General features: G+C 52.3%; 21 protein-coding genes and 2 tRNA genes. 19 read left to right on the top strand and 4 right to left on the bottom strand.

What is annotated here, in order from left to right; genetic code table 11:
• Positions 1-46: 46 nt before the first annotated feature.
• The 8 genes from rsmA (at position 47) to NG665_RS07500 (ending at position 8172) form a co-directional block, all read left to right on the top strand.
• Positions 47-943, top strand: a complete 897-nt coding sequence (gene rsmA / locus NG665_RS07535; RefSeq protein WP_252673095.1) for a 16S rRNA (adenine(1518)-N(6)/adenine(1519)-N(6))-dimethyltransferase RsmA — start codon at positions 47-49, stop codon at positions 941-943.
• A gap of 127 nt (positions 944-1070) precedes the next feature.
• Complete coding sequence (locus tag NG665_RS07530; RefSeq protein ID WP_252673094.1) at positions 1071-1910, top strand: PRD domain-containing protein; 840 nt, start codon at positions 1071-1073, stop codon at positions 1908-1910.
• A 44-nt stretch (positions 1911-1954) separates the two neighbouring features.
• Positions 1955-3550 carry an N-acetylglucosamine-specific PTS transporter subunit IIBC gene (gene nagE, locus NG665_RS07525; protein ID WP_252673093.1) on the top strand — a complete coding sequence of 532 codons (1596 nt, stop codon included), beginning with the start codon at positions 1955-1957 and terminating at the stop codon, positions 3548-3550.
• Positions 3550-4035 (top strand): PTS sugar transporter subunit IIA, encoded by a 486-nt coding sequence (locus NG665_RS07520; RefSeq protein ID WP_252673092.1) that lies wholly within the window; start codon positions 3550-3552, stop codon positions 4033-4035. The genes nagE and NG665_RS07520 overlap by 1 nt, the downstream gene beginning before the upstream one ends.
• A gap of 176 nt (positions 4036-4211) precedes the next feature.
• Positions 4212-5168: a 4-(cytidine 5'-diphospho)-2-C-methyl-D-erythritol kinase gene (ispE, locus tag NG665_RS07515; RefSeq protein ID WP_252673091.1), complete on the top strand. Its 957-nt coding sequence runs from the start codon at positions 4212-4214 to the stop codon at positions 5166-5168.
• A gap of 117 nt (positions 5169-5285) precedes the next feature.
• Positions 5286-7124, top strand: coding sequence for an ABC-F family ATP-binding cassette domain-containing protein (locus tag NG665_RS07510; protein ID WP_252673090.1), 1839 nt, complete (start codon positions 5286-5288; stop codon positions 7122-7124).
• Between the two features lie 115 nt (positions 7125-7239).
• Positions 7240-7539, top strand: a complete 300-nt coding sequence (locus tag NG665_RS07505) for a hypothetical protein (RefSeq protein WP_252673089.1) — start codon at positions 7240-7242, stop codon at positions 7537-7539.
• A gap of 117 nt (positions 7540-7656) precedes the next feature.
• Complete coding sequence (locus tag NG665_RS07500) at positions 7657-8172, top strand: MarR family winged helix-turn-helix transcriptional regulator (RefSeq protein WP_252673088.1); 516 nt, start codon at positions 7657-7659, stop codon at positions 8170-8172.
• A gap of 42 nt (positions 8173-8214) precedes the next feature.
• On the opposite strand, the gene NG665_RS07495 is transcribed toward NG665_RS07500, so the two are convergent.
• The 3 genes from NG665_RS07495 to NG665_RS07485 all read right to left on the bottom strand — a co-directional run bounded on the left by NG665_RS07495 (position 8215) and on the right by NG665_RS07485 (position 11180).
• A complete protein-coding gene (locus NG665_RS07495; RefSeq protein WP_252673087.1) occupies positions 8215-9438 on the bottom strand; it encodes an ABC transporter permease in 1224 nt (407 codons plus the stop codon).
• A gap of 1 nt (position 9439) precedes the next feature.
• The gene (locus NG665_RS07490; protein ID WP_252673086.1) at positions 9440-10408 is read right to left on the bottom strand and encodes an ABC transporter ATP-binding protein; all 969 of its coding nucleotides are present in this window, start codon (positions 10406-10408) and stop codon (positions 9440-9442) included.
• Between the two features lie 109 nt (positions 10409-10517).
• A complete protein-coding gene (locus tag NG665_RS07485) occupies positions 10518-11180 on the bottom strand; it encodes a TetR/AcrR family transcriptional regulator (protein WP_252673085.1) in 663 nt (220 codons plus the stop codon).
• Positions 11181-11363: 183 nt separating this feature from the next.
• Here NG665_RS07485 and NG665_RS07480 point away from each other — a divergent pair.
• The 10 genes from NG665_RS07480 (at position 11364) to NG665_RS07435 (ending at position 22676) form a co-directional block, all read left to right on the top strand.
• A tRNA-Gln gene (locus NG665_RS07480) sits at positions 11364-11434 on the top strand.
• A 58-nt stretch (positions 11435-11492) separates the two neighbouring features.
• Positions 11493-12560, top strand: a complete 1068-nt coding sequence (locus tag NG665_RS07475; protein WP_252673084.1) for an NTP transferase domain-containing protein — start codon at positions 11493-11495, stop codon at positions 12558-12560.
• Between the two features lie 61 nt (positions 12561-12621).
• Positions 12622-13602: a ribose-phosphate diphosphokinase gene (locus NG665_RS07470; RefSeq protein WP_252673083.1), complete on the top strand. Its 981-nt coding sequence runs from the start codon at positions 12622-12624 to the stop codon at positions 13600-13602.
• A 227-nt stretch (positions 13603-13829) separates the two neighbouring features.
• Entirely contained in the window at positions 13830-14429 is a 600-nt protein-coding gene (locus NG665_RS07465) for a 50S ribosomal protein L25/general stress protein Ctc (RefSeq protein ID WP_252673082.1), read from the top strand.
• A 173-nt stretch (positions 14430-14602) separates the two neighbouring features.
• Complete coding sequence (gene pth, locus NG665_RS07460; protein WP_252673081.1) at positions 14603-15187, top strand: aminoacyl-tRNA hydrolase; 585 nt, start codon at positions 14603-14605, stop codon at positions 15185-15187.
• Positions 15188-15268: 81 nt separating this feature from the next.
• Positions 15269-18784 carry a transcription-repair coupling factor gene (gene mfd / locus NG665_RS07455; protein ID WP_252673080.1) on the top strand — a complete coding sequence of 1172 codons (3516 nt, stop codon included), beginning with the start codon at positions 15269-15271 and terminating at the stop codon, positions 18782-18784.
• A 229-nt stretch (positions 18785-19013) separates the two neighbouring features.
• A complete protein-coding gene (gene eno / locus NG665_RS07450) occupies positions 19014-20294 on the top strand; it encodes a phosphopyruvate hydratase (RefSeq protein ID WP_252673079.1) in 1281 nt (426 codons plus the stop codon).
• A 136-nt stretch (positions 20295-20430) separates the two neighbouring features.
• Positions 20431-21144 carry an FtsB family cell division protein gene (locus NG665_RS07445; protein WP_252673078.1) on the top strand — a complete coding sequence of 238 codons (714 nt, stop codon included), beginning with the start codon at positions 20431-20433 and terminating at the stop codon, positions 21142-21144.
• A complete protein-coding gene (locus tag NG665_RS07440) occupies positions 21141-21701 on the top strand; it encodes a DUF501 domain-containing protein (protein ID WP_252673077.1) in 561 nt (186 codons plus the stop codon). The genes NG665_RS07445 and NG665_RS07440 overlap by 4 nt, the downstream gene beginning before the upstream one ends.
• An 18-nt stretch (positions 21702-21719) precedes the next feature.
• Positions 21720-22676, top strand: a complete 957-nt coding sequence (locus NG665_RS07435) for a Ppx/GppA phosphatase family protein (protein WP_252673076.1) — start codon at positions 21720-21722, stop codon at positions 22674-22676.
• 49 nt (positions 22677-22725) lie between these two features.
• On the opposite strand, the gene nhaA is transcribed toward NG665_RS07435, so the two are convergent.
• A complete protein-coding gene (gene nhaA, locus NG665_RS07430) occupies positions 22726-24006 on the bottom strand; it encodes a Na+/H+ antiporter NhaA (protein ID WP_252673075.1) in 1281 nt (426 codons plus the stop codon).
• Positions 24007-24180: 174 nt separating this feature from the next.
• On the opposite strand from nhaA, the gene NG665_RS07425 reads away from it, so the two are divergent.
• Positions 24181-24254, top strand: a tRNA-Leu gene (locus NG665_RS07425).
• Positions 24255-24329: the final 75 nt, after the last annotated feature.

Here is a 24329-nt window from a genome sequence, read left to right as displayed (position 1 = left end):
GGTAGACTTCAGCAGATAGTTCTAGCCAACATACCGCGAGGAAAATATGAACCACCCCCATCTTCAACTTCTCGGTCCGGTCAAGATCCGTGAACTTGCACATCGGCTAGGTGTTCGCCCAACGAAAATGCTTGGGCAAAATTTCGTCCACGATGCTGGAACAGTACGTCGGATCGTTCGCGATGCCCAAGTTCACCCCGGAGATCACGTTGTTGAAGTAGGACCAGGGCTAGGTTCGTTAACCTTAGCAATTTTAGAAACCGGAGCTTTGGTATCTGCTATCGAAATAGATAGCGCTTTAGCGGATGCGCTTCCGGCTACGATCTCTGAGGTTCAGCCAGAATCGATAGCTAACTTCGCCGTTACTAACCGCGATGCGATGGAGATTTCTTCCGCCGCCGATCTGAGCGTGCCGGAGATAATCGGCAGTGCCGGCCAATTCACTCCGAAACATTTAGTGGCAAACCTGCCCTATAACGTTGCGGTGCCAGTGTTATTGACGCTCTTGCAGTCACTGCCCACGCTCGAAACCGTAACTGTTATGGTGCAACTCGAAGTCGCAGACCGGCTCGCAGCCCAGCCTGGTTCTAAAACCTACGGGGTTCCTTCCGTGAAAGCTAACTGGTATGCCGATGTGTGGCGCGGGGCGAAGATTTCACGAAACGTGTTTTGGCCCGTCCCCAACGTCGATTCGGCTCTTGTTCACATGCAACGCCACCCCCAGCCAACTGGAGTAGAACGCGAAGATGTGTTCACCGTCGTCGATGCTGCCTTTGCTCAACGCCGCAAAACCTTGCGTGCCGCGTTAAGCCAGTGGGCCGGCAGTCCAGCGCGTGCCGAAGAAATACTGCGTGCAGCAGGTGTTGATCCTTCGCTTCGTGGCGAAAAACTCACAATCGACGATTTCATTGCGATCGCACAAAGTTTCACTAAAGTGTCGTAGATTACGGAAGATATTGCAAATGTGGGAGCCGTACCATATATTAGGTAAGTGAAAACCCCTGGGTGTTACTGTTTTGCAGGCATGACCAGATAGGCGCCGATTTGTGGTGCGCTCGATGAGGAGCAATATGGTACAGTCTGCTGCTCGTGTAGTGAGAATTTTCAATAACAATGCGGTACTGGTTAGTATCGACGGTGTTGAGACGGTTCTCGCTGGACGAGGAATTGGTTTTGGGAAACGGCCCGGAGATATGATCCCCGCCGGCGATGCCCAGCGCCAATTTATCGAAGCGAGTCCCGATAAAGTGGACTTTCTGACGTCAGTTAATGCTCTTGATCCTCATCTAGTGTCCATAGTTAGTGAAGCAGTAGAACTTGCAACAAACGTACTGAGCGATCTCGATTCATCAGTGTATGTGTTGTTAGTTGATCATCTCGCATTTGCAGTCCAACGCCACCGCGATGGGCACGTCATCAGGAACAAACTTGTTGACGAGATCCGCATTGCGTTCACCGCTGAATTCACTGCGGCAGAGATGATGATTCACTACGTCAACGAAAAACTCGATGTTGAGTTGCCTGTTGATGAGGCAGCGTTTATTGCGCTCCATCTCAATGCCGCACGTATCGGTACCACCGTTAAGCAACCGCTTTCTGAAGCGAACAAACTTGGATCTATCGTTGAACTGATCACCAGTGAGTTAGACGTCCAAGGAAAAGCCGATTTGAGCGAATTGCTTAAAACAATCAACGGGGTTATCACTCGCATTCAAGCTGGGATATGGCGAAGAAACGACGTCGCGGCAGTGATCGAGACGCTGTTACGAGACGAATTTTTCATAGCCGAGCGAGTAATCACGCAGATTGCACAGCCAGGCGCTGCGCCCGCCGATATCAAGAACGAAGCCGCATTCTTGGCGGTCTTCCTCCACGGTTGGCGACAGGGTCCGAACTATGCACATAGCTAGGCGCTTTCGCGCGCACAACAAGCACACATAAAGGACACATCAACATGAACGGAAAAGTCATGGAGAGCCTACAACGGCTCGGTAAAGCACTGATGGGTGCAGTCGCTGTTATGCCAGTGGCCGCAATCCTGATGGGTATTGGATACTGGATTGATCCAGATGGTTGGGGCGCCAACAGCGTTCTGGCCTCAGTTTTGATTAAGTCAGGCGCTGCTGTGCTTGACAACCTCGGATGGCTCTTCGCAATCGCTATCGCCTTCGGTTTATCCCGCGATAACAACGGTGCTGCAGCCCTTTCCGGCTTCATTGGATTTGCAACCATCAAGATGCTCCTCAACGAGAAGGCTGTTGCAGGATTCCAGGGCGTGGATCTCGAGGCGCTCGAAGGCGACGCTAAGCTCGACTGGGTTTCCCAAGGTTGGGGAGCTATGGGCGATAAGAACGTCTTGGTCGGTATCGTCATTGGTATCTTGGCTGCTTGGGTTTACAACCGTTTCTCACGCACCAAGCTCCCACCATTCTTGGCCTTCTTCTCTGGCCGTCGTTTGGTTCCAATCGTCACCGCGCTCTTGGCAATCGTCCTCGCTGGCGTTTTGTACTTCGTATGGCCATTCATCTACTCCGCACTCTTCCACTTCGGTCAGTCCATCCAAGGTTTGGGCGCAGTAGGTGCAGGTATCTACGGCTTTGCTAACCGCTTGCTCATCCCAACCGGCTTGCATCACGCATTGAACTCGATCTTCTGGTTCGACGTTATCGGCATCAACGACATCGGCAACTTCCTTTCTGGTGGTAAGACGATTGCTGACGCTGCTGCAGCTACCGATGCAGCATCCTGCCCAGGTGTTGGTGTATGGGCTGACGGTACCTGTACCGTTATCGGTGAAGTTGGCCGCTACCAGGCAGGCTTCTTCCCAGTAATGATGTTCGGTCTTCCGGCTGCTGCATTGGCAATGTACCTACGGGCAAACACCAAGTCGCAGAAGGCAGTTGGTTCCTTGATGCTCGCTGGTGCGCTTGCTTCCTTCTTCACCGGTGTTACCGAACCACTCGAATTCGCATTCATGTTCGTTGCTCCAGCTCTGTACTTGGTACACGCTGTGCTAACTGGTTTGTCAGTATTCTTGGCAGCCCTCTTCCACTGGACCGCAGGCTTCGGCTTCTCTGCAGGTTTGGTCGACATGGTCTTGTCTGCACGCAACCCATTGGCTAACCAGTGGTACATGTTGCTTGTTCAGGGCCTTGTCTTTGCAGCGATCTACTTCGTCATCTTCTACTTCCTCATCGGCGCTATGAACCTCAAGACCCCAGGTCGTGGCGACGACGTCGAAATGGCTGCACAGCAAAAGTCTGGCGACGCTGAATTCGCCGGTATGGCCTCAACCGTGATTGCTGGTTTGGGCGGTGTATCTAACATTGAGTCCATCGACTACTGTGCAACTCGCTTGCGCACGGTTGTCAAGGATGAAGTCAAGGTTGATGAAGGCGCGATCAAGTCTGCTGGCGTGGCTGGAATCATTCGTCCATCCCAACGTTCAGTTCAGGTTGTGGTTGGCCCACAGGTACAGTTTGTTTATGACGAGGTCGCAGATCAGTTGCGTGCTTCGGAAGTAACACTGAACGGAGAACAGGAGATTTAATGTTTGGCTTAGGCAAGAAGAAGGTGGAGTTCCATCCAGTTTTCGCAGGCCGGGTTGTTCCGGTAACTGAGGTTCCTGATCCGGTGTTTGCACAAGGCATGCTGGGGGACGGATATGCAGTTATTCCTGATGAGAATGCTGATGAGCTGGTCGTTTGCGCACCAGTTGATGGTGAGGTTGCCAAGCTTTTTAAGACCTTGCATGCGTTTACGATGCATGTTGAGTCAGGTGTTGATCTGCTTGTGCATATCGGCCTAGATACAGTTGACATGCGCGGCGAAGGCTTTACAGCGCTCGTAGAGAAGGGACAGGCAGTTAAGGCAGGTACCCCGATTATGCGTCTGGATGCCAAGGCGTTGCGCGCCAGTGGAAAAAACCTTATCACTCCGGTCGTCTTTACTGAAAAGGTGCAGGTGAAATCGGTGGTTGTCCACGAAGGTGAGGCAGGCTTGGACGCTGTTGCAGCAACTGTGACTCTTGCCTAACCAGAGACATCTCTGAGATAGCTATGTGCTGGGCGATGCGAGGTAACTCGTATCGCCCAGCACTGTTTTATGTCATGAGTGGTCTAGTTATGATCGGAGATGGAGGTTTGGGGGTTGATGCAGTGCCGGGCTAGTTCAGGTTTGAGGGTTGGCGAGCACAGTGGATAATAGAAGATATGAGCATGGATCGAAACGTACGGGCATCGGCTCCCGGAAAAGTTAATATTGCGTTGCGAGTGGGTGCGCCGCGCTCAGATGGTTTTCACCCATTAGACACGGTGTTTGAGGCTTTAGATGTGCGTGACGACGTTGAAGCCCGGCTTGCTGGCGAACTGTCGATGAGTATTTCCGGGCTTGGTGAAGATTTGCCCATCGACGCCACGAATCTGGTGATTCGCGGCGCCCAGTTACTTAAAGATCGTTACGGTTGGCGTAGCGCACTCGATTGTGCCCCCGAAGAACTCGGTGCGCAACTTACAGTGACGAAACGAATCCCGGTAGCTGGCGGAATGGCTGGCGGTTCGGCAGATGCGGCCGCTACGTTGGTGGCGCTCAATGAGCTGTGGCTTTTAGGGTTATCGGATGAGGAGTTACATGAGTGCGCCACCGAGTTAGGCTCCGATGTTCCGTTTGCGCTTTTGGGTGGTGTGGCCCGTGGTACTGGTCGCGGTGAAGAGCTCCAAACGCTGGCTACGAACCAAACCCACGGCTGGGTGATGTTAACTAACTCGCGTGGGTTATCTACTCCGGCGGTGTTTAACGAATTTGACCGCCTCGATCTAGGTGAGGCAACTGTGCCAGATACCGCCTCAGTCATCGATGTGTTATCTGGGACAGCTACCGGCATCGAACACCGAACGTTGCTAGGGACCGTCCTTGCTAACGATCTCGAACAACCTGCTCGTTCGCTACGCCCGGACGTAGCAACCATTATTGATACGATTCGCGCCCACATCGGTGCTGGGGCTCTCGATGCGCACGCCGTGATCCTCTCTGGCTCTGGCCCCACAATTGCTGTTCTTGCCGAACCAACGCATCTCGATGTGCTTGCTGCGCGACTAGGGAAACTATTTCCCGAACTCACCCCAGTGGTTGCCATCGGGCCAGCTCGCGGAACTTATCTAGTAAACTAAGACCCGGTGCGTGCATACAGTTTGCATATATGGAGATTTCGACTCAATTTTTCAAATATAAACTCAAATTCCCTAACTTTGTGCACGCATTGTGATCAGTAAAGAAAGGCTGGGTTGATGGCACATATTTTAGGTGTGGACAATGTTTCGATCGATCTAGGATCGCGTCCGATTCTCGGCAATATCAACGTTTCGATTGAAGACGGCGCTAAGATCGGCATTGTTGGCCCAAATGGTGGCGGGAAATCCACACTGCTTAAACTCCTCACCCGTGTTCTCGAACCAGACACCGGCCAAGTGACGATGACCAGCGGTACCCAGTTCTCAGTGCTCTCCCAAGCTATCTCATTCGAACCAGGCCACAGCGTGATTCAAGCAATCCACGGCACTGCTGCCGAGTACGAATGGGCATCGGATTCGGCAATCCGATACCTCCACGAAGGACTTTTGCCAGATGTCCCGCTCGATAAGAAAGTCACTGAACTCTCCGGCGGGCAACGACGCCGAGTAGCACTCGCGGCAACCCTAGCAGCGGACGCGAACGTGGTCGTCCTTGACGAGCCCACAAACCACCTCGATATCGAAGGCGTTACTTTCCTCGCCAAATATTTGAACGAACGGTTCGGCAGGGCAGAAGGCGCACTTATCGTCGTCACCCACGATCGCTGGTTCCTAGACGCCGTATGCGACCGGTTGTGGGAAGTTGTTCCCGGAAACGACGGCGCTGGCGGGCGAAACCCACAACCCGGCCACGTCGAAACATACGAAGGCGGATATGCGGCCTATATTTTGCAGCGCGCCGAGCGCTCGCGGATTTCTCAGCAAGCGGCCGAAAAGCGCAATAATATTTTGCGCAAAGAGCTGGCGTGGTTGCGGCGCGGTGCACCGGCACGCACCTCGAAACCTAAGTTCCGAATCGATGCCGCGAACGAGCTGATTGCCAACGAGCCACCACCGCGTGATTCGGTTGAGCTGGCGAAGATGGCAACCACCCGGTTAGGTAAAGACGTTATTGATCTCATCGATGTGTCTTTCTCGTATGATCATGCTGGAGATGAGGGTGGCGAAAAACCGGTGCTTGCCGATGTGACGGTGCGGTTAGCGCCGGGCGAGCGGTTGGGGATCGTTGGCGGAAACGGTGCTGGAAAGTCCTCGCTTCTGGGGCTGATTAGCGGGGTGTTGGAACCAACGTCGGGCCGCATTAAGCGCGGAAAAACTGTGAAGTTGGCGGTGTTGACGCAGGAAACAAAAGAGCTCGATGAAATTGCGCATCGGCGAGTGGTTGAAGCCGTTCACGATATTGCTACCCACGTGATGGTGGGGAAGAAGGAGATGACTGCCGCGCAGTTGGTGGAAAAACTCGGGTTCACCCGCGAGCGCGCTTGGACTCCGGTTGGCGATCTGTCTGGTGGGGAACGACGCCGGCTACAGCTTTTACGGTTGCTTGTTGGTGAACCGAATGTGTTGCTGCTCGACGAGCCGACCAACGACCTCGATACCGATACGTTGGCTGCGATTGAGGACATGCTTGATTCCTGGCCGGGAACGCTCGTGGTGGTTTCGCACGATCGGTACTTGTTGGAGCGGATCACCGATCATCAGATTGCAGTTCTTGATGGGCGTGTGCGTGATCTGCCTGGTGGGGTTGATGAGTATATGCAGTTAGTAGCGCAGGCTCGTCAGGAAACTTCTGTGGAGAGCGATGCCGTGCAACCGATCAAGGTCAAGGATGGGGCTAAAGAGCGGTTGGCACGCAAGAATATGGCGCGTCTGGAACGCAAGATGGATAAGGTTCGCCAGCAGATTGACCAGATTGGGTTGAAGCAGGCTGATGCGGCAGCTTCTGGTGATTTCGAGGCTTTGATAGATCTGGGGAAAGAGGCGGCTATGGTTCAAGATGAGTTAGATGCGCTTGAAGAAGAGTGGATGGTTGCCGCTGAAGAGGTAGGAATATAGTACAAGATCGCAAAAGCGTTGTTGCCAGTTTAATTGGGGGGGTATATTTTAGGTAAATCCCAGTTGCGATCTGAGATGATAATTTCTCCATTAGCAAGTCTAGTTAGGAACCATGATGAGTAGGTTAACGAAATATTTGAGTGCTGGCGCGCTTTTAGCCATCGTCAATTCATTGATCGTGATGAGTCCAGATGTGTTTGATGGTGCAGGTTTCGCAGATGCGCTATCGAATAACGCCACAAAAATTATCATCCAAGCGAGCTTGGCGTTGGTGGTAATGGGCAGTGCTGGCCTCATCCGTGACAAAGCTGATTCAGGCGATTTGCCTTTGAAAACTGCTCAAAAATCCCTATCGTTCGCGATTATAGCTGCGCTTATTCTGATAGCGGTTCTTGTGGCGTTGTTGTGGAGATAGAGATACGGCCTTAAGTCCGTAGACTATATTTTGATGTCAAGGTAAAGTGTTGGGTGTGCGTCAAGCAACGGAGCTTAACGCACACTCTTGACCTGCGCGAGACCACAGGAGCTTTCCATGACTGACCCAACACCTCTCGATAACTCAATCCGTGACGAAGTCGATGAGATTATTGCCGGCTGGCAGATCCAACGTCCAGAACTCGATACTCATCCCCTCGAAATTTTTTCGCGAGTTCTGCGGCTAACCCGTCACGTTGAGCGGATGCGCAAAACCGTGTTTGCCCGCAACGAGCTCGAATCGTGGGAGTTCGATATGCTCACCGCCTTGCGCCGCCAGCCTGAGCACACCCTAACCGCCGGGCAACTCATGAAAGAAACACTCGTATCATCTGGAACAGTCACTAACCGGCTAGACCGCATGGCGCACAAAGGGTTACTAGAGCGCGCTACAGATAACCACGACGGTCGAATCGTCCATGTTAAAGCAACTGCGCTCGGCATAGCGCGAGCCGATGCTGCTTTCGCTGATCTCTTGAGCGTCGAAGCAGATATCTTAACCGTATTCGATCCAGAAGAAAATACACAAGCAGCCGCCTACTTGCGGCGGCTGCTGTGTCATTATGAGCAGTGAATTGTAGGCAACTATACGGTGCCTTACTCGGATTCCACTGCCTTACTTTGCCTTCAGTGCCTTACTAATAGACAAACGCTTTCCGGAGTGTAGCACTGAATTGCGATAGATCTTGCCCGCTAGAGCTGCCATTAACGGAATGAAAGCAACGGCGATCACGAGCGCGATGATTTGCTCCGTTAGTGAGGATATGCCATAGGCTTCGCGTACCGGCATGATGAATGCGGAGAAGAAGGGCAGATACGACAAGATCTTCGTCACGAGCGCATCGGGCAGAGAAGTGACAAGGAACATTCCGGCATAGACCGGGATGAAGATCAACATCATCAAGGTGCCGGTAACAGGCGCGAGATCTTCTTGGCGAGAAACCGTAGCAGCTAGTGCGCCGGCAATGATCGAAAAACTAAAGAACCCGATGACGGCCCACACCAACGTCCAACTGATGATGCTCGTGAAGCTAAACGGGGCGACGAATCCCGAAATCTTTAGCGAGACTATCATTGCGACGATATAGAGCGCAAACTGCCCCAAAATGACGGTGCCGATACCGAGAATTTTACCTAGCAGTAGGGTGCGTGGCTTGACCGAGGAAAGAATGATCTCAACAACTTGGGAAGATTTTTCTTCCACAACACCCATAGAAATCGTTGATAACCCAGTCGCCGTAACCATGACAAGGAGAAAAAGCGTGGCAATCGCCGCAAAATAACCAGCCGGGTTCGACGAGAGCAGACTATCTCCGGCCTTCAAATCAAGGATCTGCACATCGGCTGCTTGCGCAGCGGTAATCGCGTTATGAGCAACGTCTGCACTCAGGTTCGAGCCATCACCAGCAATCCACATCGTGACCCCAAACTGGAGCGCTTCACCCAAGGAAGAGTCAACTGCGCCAACGTTAGGGAATATCACCACAGGGTTTTCGGCTGTGCCAGCAACGACGGCGTAGTCGACGTCGTCGTCGGAATCAGCGTGGTTTTCCACGGCATCAGTAAGCCAGGCCTGCCCGTGACCATCATCAATAATTTCGGTGGTGAGATAAGGCTGGGAAGCTTCAATAAAACCAGCTGCACTACTGGCGGTTCGTTCGATACCAACCACGTAGGATGTTTCTGGTTTCCCGGAGTCAGATTCCTCATCCGAACCGGTGAAGAAACTAGAGACGATACCCACTGCGAGGATAAAGATGATCGTAAAGGCGAAACCAATTTGGTTCGAACGGGTGGCGAGGAGAGCCTTCATCTCCCGCTTCATAATTAATGCCAGCATGTCACTTCCTCTTTCCAAACAGGGCAGCTAAACCGCGCTTCTTTTGGGGTTCGTCATTTTTTTCTTCGCCAACCGGTACACTGACCACGTCTTTGAAAATATCTTGCAGATGAGGACGTTGGGGGGCAAACTCCACCACTGGACCAGCTTCAAGTGCGATACGCAGTAGTTCCTGGGTGTCCATCTCGGCTCCGACCGTTAAGTTCAACGCTCCGTTCGGATCACGTGTTGTGGCGATTCCGCGAGCGAGGAACGTTTGAGCAAGCATTGCGCTATCGCCGTCGAGCCGGATTCGCAGATGCTGTTGATCGGTGGTGCGCAGTTCGTCGATTGTGCCTTCGGCAACGATCTTGCCTTGAGAACAAATACCGACGCGTTCACACATACGTTCCACTAAGTCGAGTTGGTGTGAAGAGAAAACAACGGTTGCGCCGGCGTCGGCCTTTTCGCGCAAAACGCCACTCATGATGTCAACTGCGACCGGGTCGAGACCAGAGAACGGCTCGTCGAGAACCAGAACTTGGGGATTGTGTATAAGTGCAGCAGCCAGTTGGACGCGTTGCTGGTTACCGAGTGACAGTGTTTGAACTTCGTCGTTCCGGCGATGGGCAAGGTCTAAGCGCTCGGTCCAATACTCCATAGCTTGAGTCGCGTCTTGCTTGGTCAGTCCTTGCAACCGCGCCAGATAAATGAGCTGTTCTGCCACCCGCATTTTCGGGTAGAGACCACGTTCAGCCGGCATATAGCCGAAGGTTTTCCTGGTTGCAAAGTCTAGTTCTTTACCATCGAGGGTCACTGTGCCCGAATCGGCGGATAAGACACCGAGGGTGATACGCATCGTCGTCGTCTTGCCGGCACCGTTCGAGCCGACGAAACCATAGAGCTCACCGGGGCGAACACTAAATTCCATTCCATCAAGAGCTACGACCTTACCGTAGCGCTTGTGGAGATTGCTGATGTGAAGATTCACCAGTGCTCCTTTCGTGTTTATATGAATAAGTATATTTTCTACGCCGGAAAGCGGCTGGGGAAAGCTAGGGTGGTGCGAGCCTAATGTTCGAGGCGGGCGATCATCGTAGTTAGTTTTCCGGAGTAACCAAAGTGGGTTGCGCCTCCAAATGATGCAAGCCGTTCCACATCAAATTCACCAAATGAGCAGCCATCACACGTTTTTCTAACTGTCGATTCACAGCCCATGATTGGCCAACAATCCCCATCAACCCAGAAAGCATCTGAGCATACAGCGACATAGCATCGGGAGGGAACTGTAGTTTTTCGACGTACGCCCCTAAAAGCTGATCCAAATGGTCTCCCATATCGGAAATAATCGTTGAGAAGCGGCCACCGGCTACGACGTCGGGACTTTGATGAACCATCAAGCCGAACCCATCTGGGTTTTCTTCGATGTAATCCAGCAAACCTAACACAACTGCCTCAAGAGATTCGCGCGGACTTTTCCCGGTGCCGAGCGCAGCATGCAAAATCGTATTAACTGCGGTTGTTTCGCGGTCAACGATCACCTGGTACAGACCTTCTTTGCCGCCAAAATGCTCGTAGACTACCGGTTTAGAAACGTTGGCGGCGTGAGCGATTTCCTCAATAGAAACTGCATCATAGCCTCGGGCCGCGAACAGGCGCCGCCCGATCCCTATAAGCTGGTCACGGCGCTCAACACGCGTCATTCGTTGCCGTTTGGGGCTCGGGTTCGTAGCGGAAGAATCGGATTTTGCGCTTGGAGTCATGCCCATATTCTCCCATACTTACGGTATCGAAACCAGAATAGCGACCTGGTAGATTCCTATAACATGAAAAAGGAACTGTCTGCCAGATGAGTGCGCAATACGTGGGGTGGGGAACGCCATAAGTCTCGATATGGTCGCGTGAGTGGAAACTATCGGCACAAACTGGCACAATATATCAAGTAATCCGCCATGGTGTAATGGCAGCACAGCGGTCTTTGGAACCGCTTGTCTAGGTTCGAGTCCTAGTGGCGGAGCGAAAACAACGTCGGTGCAGCGTTGTTGAATATGGTTCGGTTAGCCGAGGAGGCACCTGTGAGTTATCAACTCGCTGCAGCAATCATTCTTGCTGCAGGTAAAGGAACCCGAATTAAATCACAGACCCCAAAAGTATTGCTGCGCATGTGCGGGCGTTCCCTTATCGGCCATGCCCTAGATGCAGTTGATAAAGCAGGAAACGATCACACCGTCGTCGTCGTTCGTCATGAACGTGACCAAGTGGTCCAACATGTAACGCAGATCGCGCCGCACGCAAAAATTGCTGATCAAGACGATATCAAAGGCACCGGCCGTGCCGCGTGGTGTGGAATGCAGGCATTGCCAGATGATCTGCACGGTCCAGTCCTCATTGTTGCTGGGGATTCGCCCATGTTCGCCCCAGAAACTCTAGCTGAACTAGCCCGGGTGCATATCACCTCCGGTGCTGCAGTTACCGTTTTGTCAACGATTTTGGCTGACTCGCACGGCTATGGCCGGATATTGCGTGATGCAGCTCCCGGCTCGGAGGAAGTGGCCTACACCCCGCAAGCAACTGGTCAAGTTGTGGGTATCGTCGAAGAAAAAGATGCAACCGACCTACAGCGCACCATCAAAGAAGTTGGCACCTCCACCTACGTCTTTGATGCCGACTTCTTGCGTCAAGCCCTCGGTGGTTTGGGTACGGACAACGCCCAAGGGGAAATGTATCTTACTGACGTGATCGCTAAAGCCGTCGAAACTGGACACGGGGTAGCGTCGTATGTTCTTGCTGACTCTGTGCAAGCAGAAGGCGTTAATGACCTTGTGCAGTTAGCTCATTTGCGCTCAGAAAAGAACCGCCGCATCCTAGAAAAGTGGATGCGTAGCGGTGTTTCAATTATCGATCCGGCAACCACTCAGATTGACGTGGATGTTACTTTGGCGCCGGACGTCACCATTCAGCCAGGCACCATACTTCGTGGAACGACGAAGGTGTCTGAGTTTTCCGTCATCGGTCCGTTCACCGAACTTACCGATGTTAACGTTGGAAAACATGCTCATGTTCCACATGTTGTTGCCGATTCGGTTGCAATTGCAGATAATGAGCAGATTTCACCATTTACGGTGATGGGTATGAACAACTAACGGGCTGGAGTAATGGCCAGCCGGCCATTACATTTAATTGCTAGATAAAGAATGGTCGGGCATGACAGGCATCCATACAAGCGGTGAAAAGCACCTCGTTGTCGCCAGCGGGCGCGCACATCCAGAATTAGCACAAGAAGTAGCCAAAGAACTCGGTATCGAGCTTTCACCCACTACTTCCTATGAATTCGCAAACTCAGAAATCTACGTCCGATTTGACGAATCAGTTCGCGGTTCGGATGTGTTTATTATTCAGTCCATCGATGTCCCAGTTAACAAGTGGGTTATGGAAGCACTCATTATGGTCGATGCGGCCAAGCGTGCTTCTGCAAAGCGCATTTCTGTTGTTTTGCCGTCCTTCCCTTATGCACGTCAAGATAAAAAACATAAAGGACGCGAGCCAATCTCGGCGCGTTTGATGGCTGATCTGTTCAAGGCAGCTGGAGCGGAGCGGATTATGTCCGTTGATCTTCACGCTGCCCAAACCCAGGGTTTCTTCGACGGTCCAGTAGATCACCTATGGGCTATGCCGACGCTGGTAGATTATGTTCGCACTCGAGTAAATCCGTCAGAATCAGTGATTGTGTCACCTGATGCTGGGCGTATCAAAGTCGCTGAACAGTGGGGTAACCGGCTCGGTGGCGTGCCGTTGGCGTTCGTGCACAAGACTCGCGATATTTCCCGACCAAACCAGGCAACTGCTAACCGTGTTGTTGGTGATGTTGCCGGACGTACCGCAATTATTGTTGACGATCTTATTGACACTGCCGGAACTATCGCGGGCGCAGCTCGTGTTGTGTTGGAAGCTGGCGCAAAAGACGTTATCGTTGCCGCCACCCACGCTCCGATGTCTGGCCCGGCACGAGAACGCCTGATGGAATCGGGTGCGTGCGAAATCATCGTCACCGATACGTTGCCAATTTCTCCAGAGAAGCGTTTCGAGGGCTTAACTGTGTTGTCAATCGCTCCGGTTTTAGCTCGCGCCATCCGCGAAGTTTTCGACGACGGTTCAGTCACCTCAATGTTTGACGGCGCTTTTTAAGTTGCATAGTAGCCGGAGAAGACAACTAATGTGACGTTGACACATAAACTTTTCTTATGGGTTACGTCAATAGTAGACTGATGGGGTTGCCTCGGCGAGGGAACCCCATCAGTCATTCATGGCTTTTGGTGGAAGTTCCGTTATCGACGCGGTGTCTGCGCTCCTCATTGGGGAGGGTAGTCTTCCGATATCGAGGCTATCCGTAACACAACATGAGGAGTTATATTATGGCTGATCTATTAGCAGCTGAAATTCGTAAGGAATTCGGCAAGGGCGCATCGCGTCGCTTGCGTCGTGATGACAAGCTTCCAGGTGTCCTTTACGGACACGGTGAAGATCCACTACATCTTGAACTTGATTACCACGCAACCTATTTGGCAGTGCGTGGCAATGCTAACGCATTGCTTAGCATTGATGTTGCTGGTGAGAAGCATCTTGCTATCGTTAAAGACGTTCAGCGCAATCCGTTGTCTCGTTTGATCGAGCATGTTGATTTCTTGCGCGTGAGCAAGGGCGAGAAGGTTGATGTTGAAGTTCCAATCGTCTTGGAAGGCGAACCTGCAGGTGCTGCTATGGCAAACGCTGAGATTCTTCAGATTCTTGCTAAAGCTTCTGCTACCAACATTCCAGAGTCCATCGTTGTTAACGTTGAAGGCCTAGAAGAAGGTGCTCACGTCACGGTGGCTGATCTTAACATTCCTTCTGATGTTGAGATTGAACTCGACCCAGAGACCGTTGTTGTGGTTATTTCTGTCCCATCAGCTGAAGTCCCAGAAGACGCAGCTGTTGAAGAAGAAGCTCCAGCAGCTGAAGAAGACGGCGAGTGATTTAGCATTCTCGGGTGAGGCTCAGCCCTGCAAAGGGCTGGGCCTTTCCTCTTTGCCCACCATGTGATTGTTCTTGTGGCGATATCTCAGGTACATCAAAGTATGTGGGAGGGCAGATGTAAAACTGTAAGTAGCACACTGTGTTGTGCTACTAGCGCTAAGGAGTATTGACTGTGTACACCGTTGTTGGTTTAGGAAATCCTGGTCCAAAATATGCCAGAACTCGGCACAATATCGGGCAGATGGTTATCGATGTTTTGGCCCAACGGTTCAATACACGTTTGGCTCTTCATAAACACACTCAGACTCAATCAGGTACTGTGCGCCTTGGCGTAGGGCCAGGTCAGCCTGGAGAACAGGTGGTCCTTGGTATTTCTACCGGGTATATGAATACTTCAGGAGGTCCCGTAACCTCTCTGATGGCCTACTATAGTGGCACTGTAGAAAACCTCATTGTTATTCACGATGAGCTAGATTTACCTTTTGGGACGCTCAAACTTAAACGCGGTGGTGGCGAAGGCGGGCATAACGGCTTGAAGTCGATTTCGCAGTCGAGTGGATCGAAGAACTACATTCGCTTGCGCTGTGGTATTGGTCGTCCACCAGGCCGCCAAGATCCAGCAGATTTCGTGCTGTCCGAATTTTCAGCAGGTGAACGTAAAGAACTTGGTGTGATGCTGGAATTAGCGGCGGATGCAGTGATAGACGTTATCGAACTTGGCCTAGATCGTGCAACTATGCGGTTGCACACCGCATAGAGCGGCTTTCTTTATCTCCCAGCAGTTCAAGCAGAGTATAGTTCCCGAAGTTGAGTACAGTTCCCGAAGAAGAAGGCCGGTATGGATCTTTCAGTTTTACAGCATCTGATCTCATCAGCTGAGCAAAGCCAAGAACTCACTGGGCAATTCTGTGACATCACAATTCCGCGCGGTGGCTATGGCCCACTGCTATCGGCGCTCATCGATCGCGATGTACGCCAAACCCACGTGCTTATCACAGCAACTGGGCGCGAAGCTGATGAATTAGCTACTATCTTAGAGACTTTTCTGCCCCACGAATCGGTAGCAACTTTGCCTGCATGGGAAACTCTGCCTCACGAACGCCTTTCACCACGTTCAGATACAGTAGGACGGCGGTTGGCGACGTTCCGGCGCTTGGCACATCCAGAAGAGTTCGCGCCGCTGTTGGCAGTTATTGTGCCGGTACGTGCACTTGTCCAACCAGTAGCACACGGCTTAGGCGATCTGGAACCAGTGCGGATCGCATTGGGCGATACCATCGATATGATCCAACTCCAAGAACAGCTCGTCAATGCCGCCTATTCACGCGTCGATATGATTGAAAACCGCGGCGAATTCGCTATCCGCGGCGGTATCATCGATATTTTTCCGCCAACCGAACCCCATCCGCTACGTGTGGAACTCTTCGGTGATGAAGTAGATGACATTCGTTCCTTCGCAGTTGCCGATCAGCGTTCCTTAGCTAAACGCGCTCAGGTGTATGCACCGCCGTGCCGCGAACTGCTCTTAACTGAAGATGTGCGCTCCCGAGCCAGCGCAGCAATGACCGAGCTTCCTGGCGCACTGGACATGCTTGAAAAAATCGCCAACGGTATAGCGGTTGAAGGAATGGAATCGTTGCTGCCGATTTTGGTTCCAAGCATGACCCCAGTTAGTCAGCTCATGCCACAAAACTCACGATTTGTTGTTGTTGAACCAGAACGTGTAGTTGCGCGGGCGGATTCGTTAGTGGAAACTACTGAGGAATTCCTTGCAGCTGCCTGGGATGCGGCTACTGCTGGTGGGCAGATCCCAGTCAACGTCGATATGGCGTCATTTATCCCGTTGTCCACCGTGCGGGCTTCGGTTATCGAAGCCGGCCAAGCCTGGTGGACGATAGGTGGGTTGCCGCATCCAGAGGCAGTTGATTTTGGGTTGCGCGAACCACAGAGTTTTGGTGGAAACGTTGAGGCAACGATCGAACATGTCGGTGGGTTAGCTCGGCAAGGCTGGCAGATTGTGCTTGCTACCCAAGGCCCGGGCTTAGGGCGGAGATTGGCAGAACAACTCCAAGATGGTGATGTGCCTGCCTCCTACGTCGAGGATCTTCCCCAAGAGCTCTTGCCTGGCGTTGTCTATGTTGTCGCTGTACCTATGCTTTCAGGCTTTGTTGATCAGGAGCGCAAAATCGCGGTCTATGGATCAACAGATCTCCTCCACCGGAAAAAATCCGGGTTTGTTACCCAACAAACAATGCCGAAGCGGCGAAAGAATGCCGTCGATCCACTCCAGCTCAAGCCGGGCGATTATGTTGTCCATCAGCGCCACGGTGTTGCACAGTTCGTTAAGCTCGCTAAACGATCACTGGGCGGATCGTCGGGGAGCCAGCGCGAATATGTGGTCTTAGAATATGCCGCCTCCAAGCGTGGCGGGGTTCGCGATCAGCTTTGGGTTCCAACCGATCAGCTTGATTACGTGACAAAATATTCCGGTGGCGATTCGCCGTCGTTAAACAAGATGGGTGGAGCTGACTGGGATAAAACCAAAGCAAAAGCCCGGGCGGCGGTTAAAAACATCGCCAAAGAACTGGTGCGGCTCTACGCCAAACGTCGCGCAACCAAAGGCCATGCCTTTGGGCCAGATACTCCCTGGCAGCGTGAACTTGAAGATGCCTTCATGTACGTCGAAACCCCAGATCAGCTCACCACGATCGACGAAGTCAAGCATGACATGGAATCACCTGAGCCGATGGATCGCCTTATTTCCGGGGATGTAGGATATGGCAAGACCGAGATCGCGGTACGCGCGGCGTTTAAAGCCGTCCAAGATAATATGCAGGTGGCAATTCTCGTCCCCACAACTTTGCTTGTTGAACAACATGCTGAAACATTCACCGAACGCTATTCGGGTTTCCCGGTTACCGTGGCTAGCTTATCGCGCTTCCAATCAGCTAAAGAAGCAGAAGAAGTCCGCCGTGGCGTACGCGAAGGCAAAATCGACGTCGTTATCGGAACACACCGTTTAATCACTGGTGACGTACGATTTAAGAATCTGGGACTGGTTATTATCGACGAAGAACAACGCTTCGGCGTTGAACACAAAGAAATGCTCAAGCAGCTATATCCGGCAGTTGATGTGCTGTCGATGTCTGCAACCCCGATCCCACGAACGCTGGAGATGGCGGTTACCGGGATCCGGCAAATGTCTACGTTAGCAACCCCACCAGAGGAAAGACATCCGATTTTGACCTACGTGGGAGCGCACGAAAATCGCCAGATTACGGCAGCGATAAAACGTGAGTTGTTGCGTGATGGGCAAGTGTTCTACATCCATAACAGAACTCAGACAATTCACCGGGCAGCTGCAGAACTAGCTGAACTGGTGCCCCAGGCACGCGTGGGGGTGGCGCACGGGAAAATGAGTGAGACCCAGCTTGAAGATGTGATTCAAGCGTTTTGGGACAAAGAGATAGATGTGTTGGTGTGTACGACGATTGTAGAAACCGGGCTCGATATTTCCAATGCCAATACGTTAATCGTTGAAGATGCACATAAGCTTGGCCTGTCCCAGCTACATCAGCTACGAGGGCGAGTTGGGCGTGGTCGAGAACGAGCATACGCTTATTTCCTCTACCCGCGTGATACCTCAATGACTGAGACAGCCATTGAACGGTTACGAACCATTGCTGCTCATTCAGAACTGGGTGCGGGTATCCAGGTGGCGATGAAGGATCTCGAAATTCGCGGGGCTGGCAATATTTTGGGAGGCGAACAGTCTGGGCATATCGCCGGTGTAGGATTCGACTTATATCTCAGGATGGTTGCTGAGGCAGTTGGCCAGATAACCGGTCAAGACAAACGCACCGAGGCAGAGCAACAAGCTGAAATGCGAATCGAGTTACCCGTGGAAGCCTATGTTCCAGAACGCTGGGTTACCTCAGAACGGTTGCGGTTGGAAATCTATACTAAGATTGCTTCGTCGCTCAATGAGAAACAACGCGAGGATATCCGCCAGGAGCTGCATGATCGTTACGGTAAGATTCCGGTGGAAGTTGAGCGATTATTTGCTTTAGCTGCCCTGCGAGAACAAGCGCGCTCCTACGGTGTTGAAGAAATTACGGTGATGGGAAAGAACGTGCGGATTTCCCCAGTAATTCTCTCAGATTCTAAACATGCTCGGTTGCGCCGCCTCTATCCCAAAGCGGTGGCCAAAGCAGCGGTGCGTACACTTTTAATTCCGCTTTCTGACTTAGATAGATCCGGTAACGAACGCAGCGTATTGGCAAACCAGACCACCTTAGAAAACGATGAGATGATAGCGGCGGTACAAAAAATTATGAATCAGTTGCTAGCTTAGCGGTGAACAATGCTAAATCAGCCACCCGCGTAATTAGGTGGCGCCTAGGACTTTTAGCCGGGATTTAGCCAAAAAGAGGTGTCCGTTTCGGCGTTGTGGTGAGTTATTTCTATCAGTATGCTCAACGGGATACCCAAATGAGGCAAAACGTAGGACAATAGAAGAGTACGTGTTGGAAAACATTCCAGCATGAGACTGCAAGACCAAATAACAATTTAAAGGAGTCCTTGTGGCACTTATTGAGGCAATCGCTGCCCGTGAAATTCTTGATTCCCGTGGCAACCCAACTGTTGAGGTTGAAGTCCTTCTCGACAACGGTGTTTTCGCTCGCGCGGAAGTTCCCTCCGGAGCATCAACCGGCGCATTCGAAGCTGTAGAGCGCCGTGATGGTGACAAGTCCCGCTACGGCGGCAAGGGTGTTGCAGACGCTGTTGCGGCAGTATCTGAAGTTATCGAGCCAGAAATCGTGGGCCTGTCAGCTTCTGACCAGCGCTACCTCGATCAAGCCCTTATCGATCTTGATGGCACCCACAACAAGGGCAAGATCGGCGCAAACGCTATTCTTGGTGTTTCGCTAGCAGTTGCTAAGGCTGCTGCAGAGTCTGCCGGTTTGCCACTGTATGCATACCTCGGCGGTCCAAACGCACACGTTCTTCCAGTTCCTATGATGAACATTCTCAACGGTGGATCCCACGCAGATTCCAACGTTGATATCCAAGAATTCATGATCGCTCCAATCGGCGCATCTACCTTCAAAGAAGCTTTGCGTTGGGGTGCTGAGGTCTACCACGCACTCAAGTCCGTTCTCAAGGATCGCGGCTTGAACACCGGTCTTGGCGACGAAGGCGGCTTCGCACCAAACCTCGGTTCGAACGCTGAAGCTCTCGATCTCATCGTTGAAGCAATCAAGAAGGTCGGCTTGGAGCCAGGCAAGGATGTTGCACTCGCACTTGACGTAGCTTCTACCGAATTCTTCGAAGATGGCAAGTACAAGTTCGAAGGCGAAATGCGCGACACCGAGTACATGGTGAAGTACTACGATGAACTCGTTGCTAAGTACCCAATCGTTTCCATCGAAGATCCACTTTCTGAAGATGAGTGGGATGCATGGAAGTCCCTTACCGAGCACGTTGGCGATCGCGTCCAGCTCGTTGGCGACGATCTCTTCGTCACCAACCCAGAGCGCCTCGAAAAGGGCATCAAGCTTGGTGCTGCAAACGCACTCTTGGTTAAGGTCAACCAGATCGGTACCCTCACCGAAACCTTCGAAGCTGTTGAAGCAGCACACCGCGCAGGATACAAGTCAATGACTTCCCATCGTTCTGGTGAAACCGAAGATACAACCATTGCTGATCTCGCAGTTGCAACCAACTCTGGCCAGATCAAGACTGGTGCTCCAGCTCGTGGCGAGCGCGTCAACAAGTACAACCAGTTGCTACGCATCGAAGAAGAACTCGGCGATGCAGCAGTCTACGCTGGCGCTTCGGCATTCCCACGCTTCAAGGCATGAGAATCAACTAGCATAAGCTAGAAATTTCTCAGGGCGGCACTACGTATCGTGGTGCCGCCCTGAAATTTAACAGGGTGGGATATGGCTCACCGTCGCCATCTCCCGTTTTACCGCAGAGGGCTTTAAACTTATAGACATGGTTCGTCGTCCAAAGAAACGCTCAGCAGCTTCCCCGAAGTCGTCCGGGGTGCGTGGTTCGCGCAACCATCGAACAAAACCACTATCGACTCCGCCGCGTCCAGGACGAAAGACCAAATCGACGTCGAGCCCGCGCCGCACAGAAAAACAAACCTGGCGTTCGCGCTTTTCTCAAGAACACCATATCGTCTTTGAAGGGCGAAAAAAGACTCACCGTGTTTCGTTGCGCCTCGCTACAATTTTGATGTTTGTTCTTGTTGGAGTGTTGATTATTGCCAGTCCGTTAACTCAGTATCTGGCGCAGCAAGAAGAAATACGCCAGGCCAAGTCGGAACTAGCTGCAGTTAAAGAACGCGTCGAAACCCTCGAAGCAGAAAAGGCGTTGTGGAGTGATCCGATCTTCATCCAAGCCCAGGCCCGCGAACGCCTCGGGTTTGTGATGCCCGGGCAAACTCTTTATATCACGAAAGATCAACACCACGGCGATGCCACTGCTCGGTTGAATAAGCGAACCGACGAAGTCAATCGCCTGCGTCGTGAAAAAACACCATTCTTTGTTACCGGATGGGATTCGATAGTAGTTGCCGGGCAAGTCGCCGAGCGCGCGAACCCGCAAAACACTCCGGTCCTTAACGACGACGAAGCCCGGGAACCTACCTCGCAAGATTCGCAAACATCTGATCAAGTTACAACAAAGGACGAAACTAAATGACTCCGGTATCTGTCCCACTCGAAGTGCTCCAGCGCGTGGCTGTTAACGCCACCGAAATCCGCCCTGGAGATCGTGAGATCCTTACCGCGCAACTTGGCCGTGATCCACGTGGTCTTGTTGGTATCGGTGCACGATGTGTATGCGGTGCACCGGCGGTGACGATTACCTATCCGCGACTGCCAGATGGTTCTCCATTCCCTACTCTGTTCTACTTGTCATATCCGTGGTTGGTGCGCGAAATTTCGCGTATCGAAAGCGCAGGAGAGATGGCAACCTACAACAAACGGCTAGCCGAGGATCCGCAGTATGCTGCGGCGCATGCACAAGCCCATGAATCCTATGTTGCCCGGCGTGATCTATTGGATGAAGTCCCAGAGATTGCTGGAAAGTCTGCTGGCGGAATGCCTGATCGAGTCAAGTGTTTGCACGCATTGGCCGGCTATGCGCTTGCCGCAGGTCCAGGGGTGTGCCCAGCTGGAGACGACGCACTTGCGCAAGCCGGATGGGATTGGCAGGTATGCCACTGCGCCGCCACTGACGTTGAGGATCAAGAGTAGACGTGAAAGAGGTTAAGTATGCGGGTTGCAGGGATTGATTGCGGGACGAATTCGATTCGACTTTTGATTGCCGATATCGACGACGACGGCAAGCTAACCGATATTGAGCGTCGCCTTGAAATCGTGCGACTAGGCCAAGGCGTAGACCGCAATGGGCGGTTTGATACCGGCGCGCTGGAGCGCACTTTAGCAGTGGTAGACGACTATGGGCAGCAGATCCGCCATTATGACTGTGAGTCAGTTATTTTCGCGGCGACGTCGGCTACTCGTGATGCGTCCAATCGCGATATTTTCATCGACGGCGTCTACGAGCGTCTCGGGGTTGAGGTTAACGTGTTTAGCGGGGAAGAAGAAGCACGTACCTCATTCGCGGGCGCTATTTCGGCGCTCAGTGATCCGCATGAGCCGCTACTGGCTGTAGATCTAGGCGGTGGCTCCACCGAGCTAGTCCTAGGAAAGGCTGACGGGACGGTACTAAGTGCTTTTTCCATGGATATCGGATCGGTGCGGATGCGTGAACGGCGGTTGCTTTCCGATATTCCTACCCCGCAGGAGCTGAATGCGGCGCGCGCCGATATTCGCTTAGCTCTTGACCAAGCCGAGCAACATGTTGCGCTAGAACAGGCTCAGGCAGTAGTTGGCTTGGCTGGAACTATCACGTCTGTGGCTGCTCTTTCTCTGGGGTTAACTGCCTATGATTCGCAGCGTATCCACGGCCTCACAATGAGTATTCCTGAAATCGATCGTGCCACGCAATGGTTTATTGACGCTTCTGGGGAAGAACGGGCAGGGGTTGCGTTCTTACATCCGCAGCGTGCCGATGTTATCGGTGCGGGAGCGTTGGTGTGGCAAGAAGTGGTTCATCGCATCGTTGAACGCAGTGCGCACGCAGGCAATCCGATCTCCGAAGTAACTATTTCAGAGCACGACATCCTCGACGGTTTAGCGCTGCGCGCTGCGGGCTGCGTGAGTTAGTCTTCGCCCAGGGCACATCGCGCTGGCGGCGTGCCCTGGTGGTAAGGATTTACTTCTTGCGCTTTTGGGAACGGGTGCGTCGCTTCGTCTTATCGCGTCCGAAGGACTTAGATTGTAGCGATCCCTTCGAGGCGATACCGCGTTGGTGCTGGTTGGCGCGTAGGTGCAAGAAGAATGCACCGATGAGCAAGGCGAGTAGCGATCCGAGTAGAACAGCAACGCGGGCGTGTGGGCCGTGTGGATTTCCGTCGGTAAAACTCAAGGTAGCGATCAGGAGAGAGACGGTGAAACCAATACCTGCTACCCACGATATGGCAAAGATATCGGGGAGATCAACGCCGTGACTGAGTTTGAGGCGCAACACTTTAATCATGAAGAATACGCCACCAAAGATGCCGAGGAATTTCCCTAACGGCAACCCGAGATAGATGCCTATAGATACTGGGTCTACGAGCATGCTGGTAAAGCCACCAGAATCGACGACGTTCACGCCAGCTGCGAAGAACGCGAAAATCGGCAAAATGAATCCTGCAGAATAGAATTCGAGCTTTTCAGTTAGTGTATGGGTCAGTGATTGGCTTTCTCGGCGAGTTGTTAGAACTGGGATCGTCATTCCGAGCATGACGCCGGCAATTGTTGCGTGAACGCCAGAGACGTGCATGAAATACCACGCTAGGATTCCTAACGGCCACATCAGGTACCAGTGCACGATGCGGCGCTGCACTAAGAAGCCAAAAACTGCGATAACTACCAGGGCGATAAACAAATAAAGGAAGTTTAGGCCGTTGGAGAAGAAAATTGCGATGATGATAATTCCAAGCAGATCATCAACGACTGCGAGAGTCATAAGGAATGTGCGAACTGCTGGCGGGAAACCTCTGCCGAATACGCCTAATACTGCTAGAGCGAAGGCGATATCGGTTGCCACTGGAACTGCCCAACCGTCATAGACTGTTGATCCGGTTAATGCTTGTACGACGACGTAGACGACCACCGGTCCGACCATGCCAAAGACGGCGGCGAGTATCGGTACGAGAGCCTTTTTGACGTCGCGTAGGGATCCGGCAACGAATTCATGCTTGAGTTCCATTCCTACAATGAAGAAGAAGATGGCGAGAAGTCCATCGGCTGCCCATTCAGAGACTGTTAAATCAAGGTGGAGGGAGTGAGGGCCGATAACTGTTTCAGAAAGTTCCATATAGGAATCGCGTATCGGTGAGTTGGCCCAAATGAGTGCAAGGATCGCGCCAAGGATAAGAACTATTCCTGCGGTTGCTTCGTTGTGCATTGCACGCCGGTATCGGGCGATTGGGTTTTGGCGATGTGGCATCTGCCAGCTCCATTCTTCATCTTTGTATCTCTTCCTGCGATAAGTCTACGCTGTTTAGCGAATGGCTTTCCTTGCACTGTGTTGAGATTGGCAAAATTATGCTCGAATATCGTTTCGATTTTGCCTACGAGGTGTTGAGCTATTAGTATTAGCACGGTAGTTGTTTACTACCGTGCCTCCATAGCCCAATCGGCAGAGGCAGCAGACTTAAAATCTGTTCAGTGTGGGTTCGAGTCCCACTGGAGGCACTAAAAGTCCGCGATATCAAAGTGATACCGCGGACTTTTGTTATCTTATTGGATTCGTGTTGTTGGCTTATAGGC

It is taken from the genome of Arcanobacterium pinnipediorum, assembly GCF_023973165.1.
GTDB classification, from domain to species: Bacteria; Actinomycetota; Actinomycetes; order Actinomycetales; family Actinomycetaceae; genus Arcanobacterium; species Arcanobacterium pinnipediorum.
The sequence above is the reverse complement of the archived record's forward strand: the minus strand, read 5'-3'. Positions and strand labels throughout refer to the sequence as shown.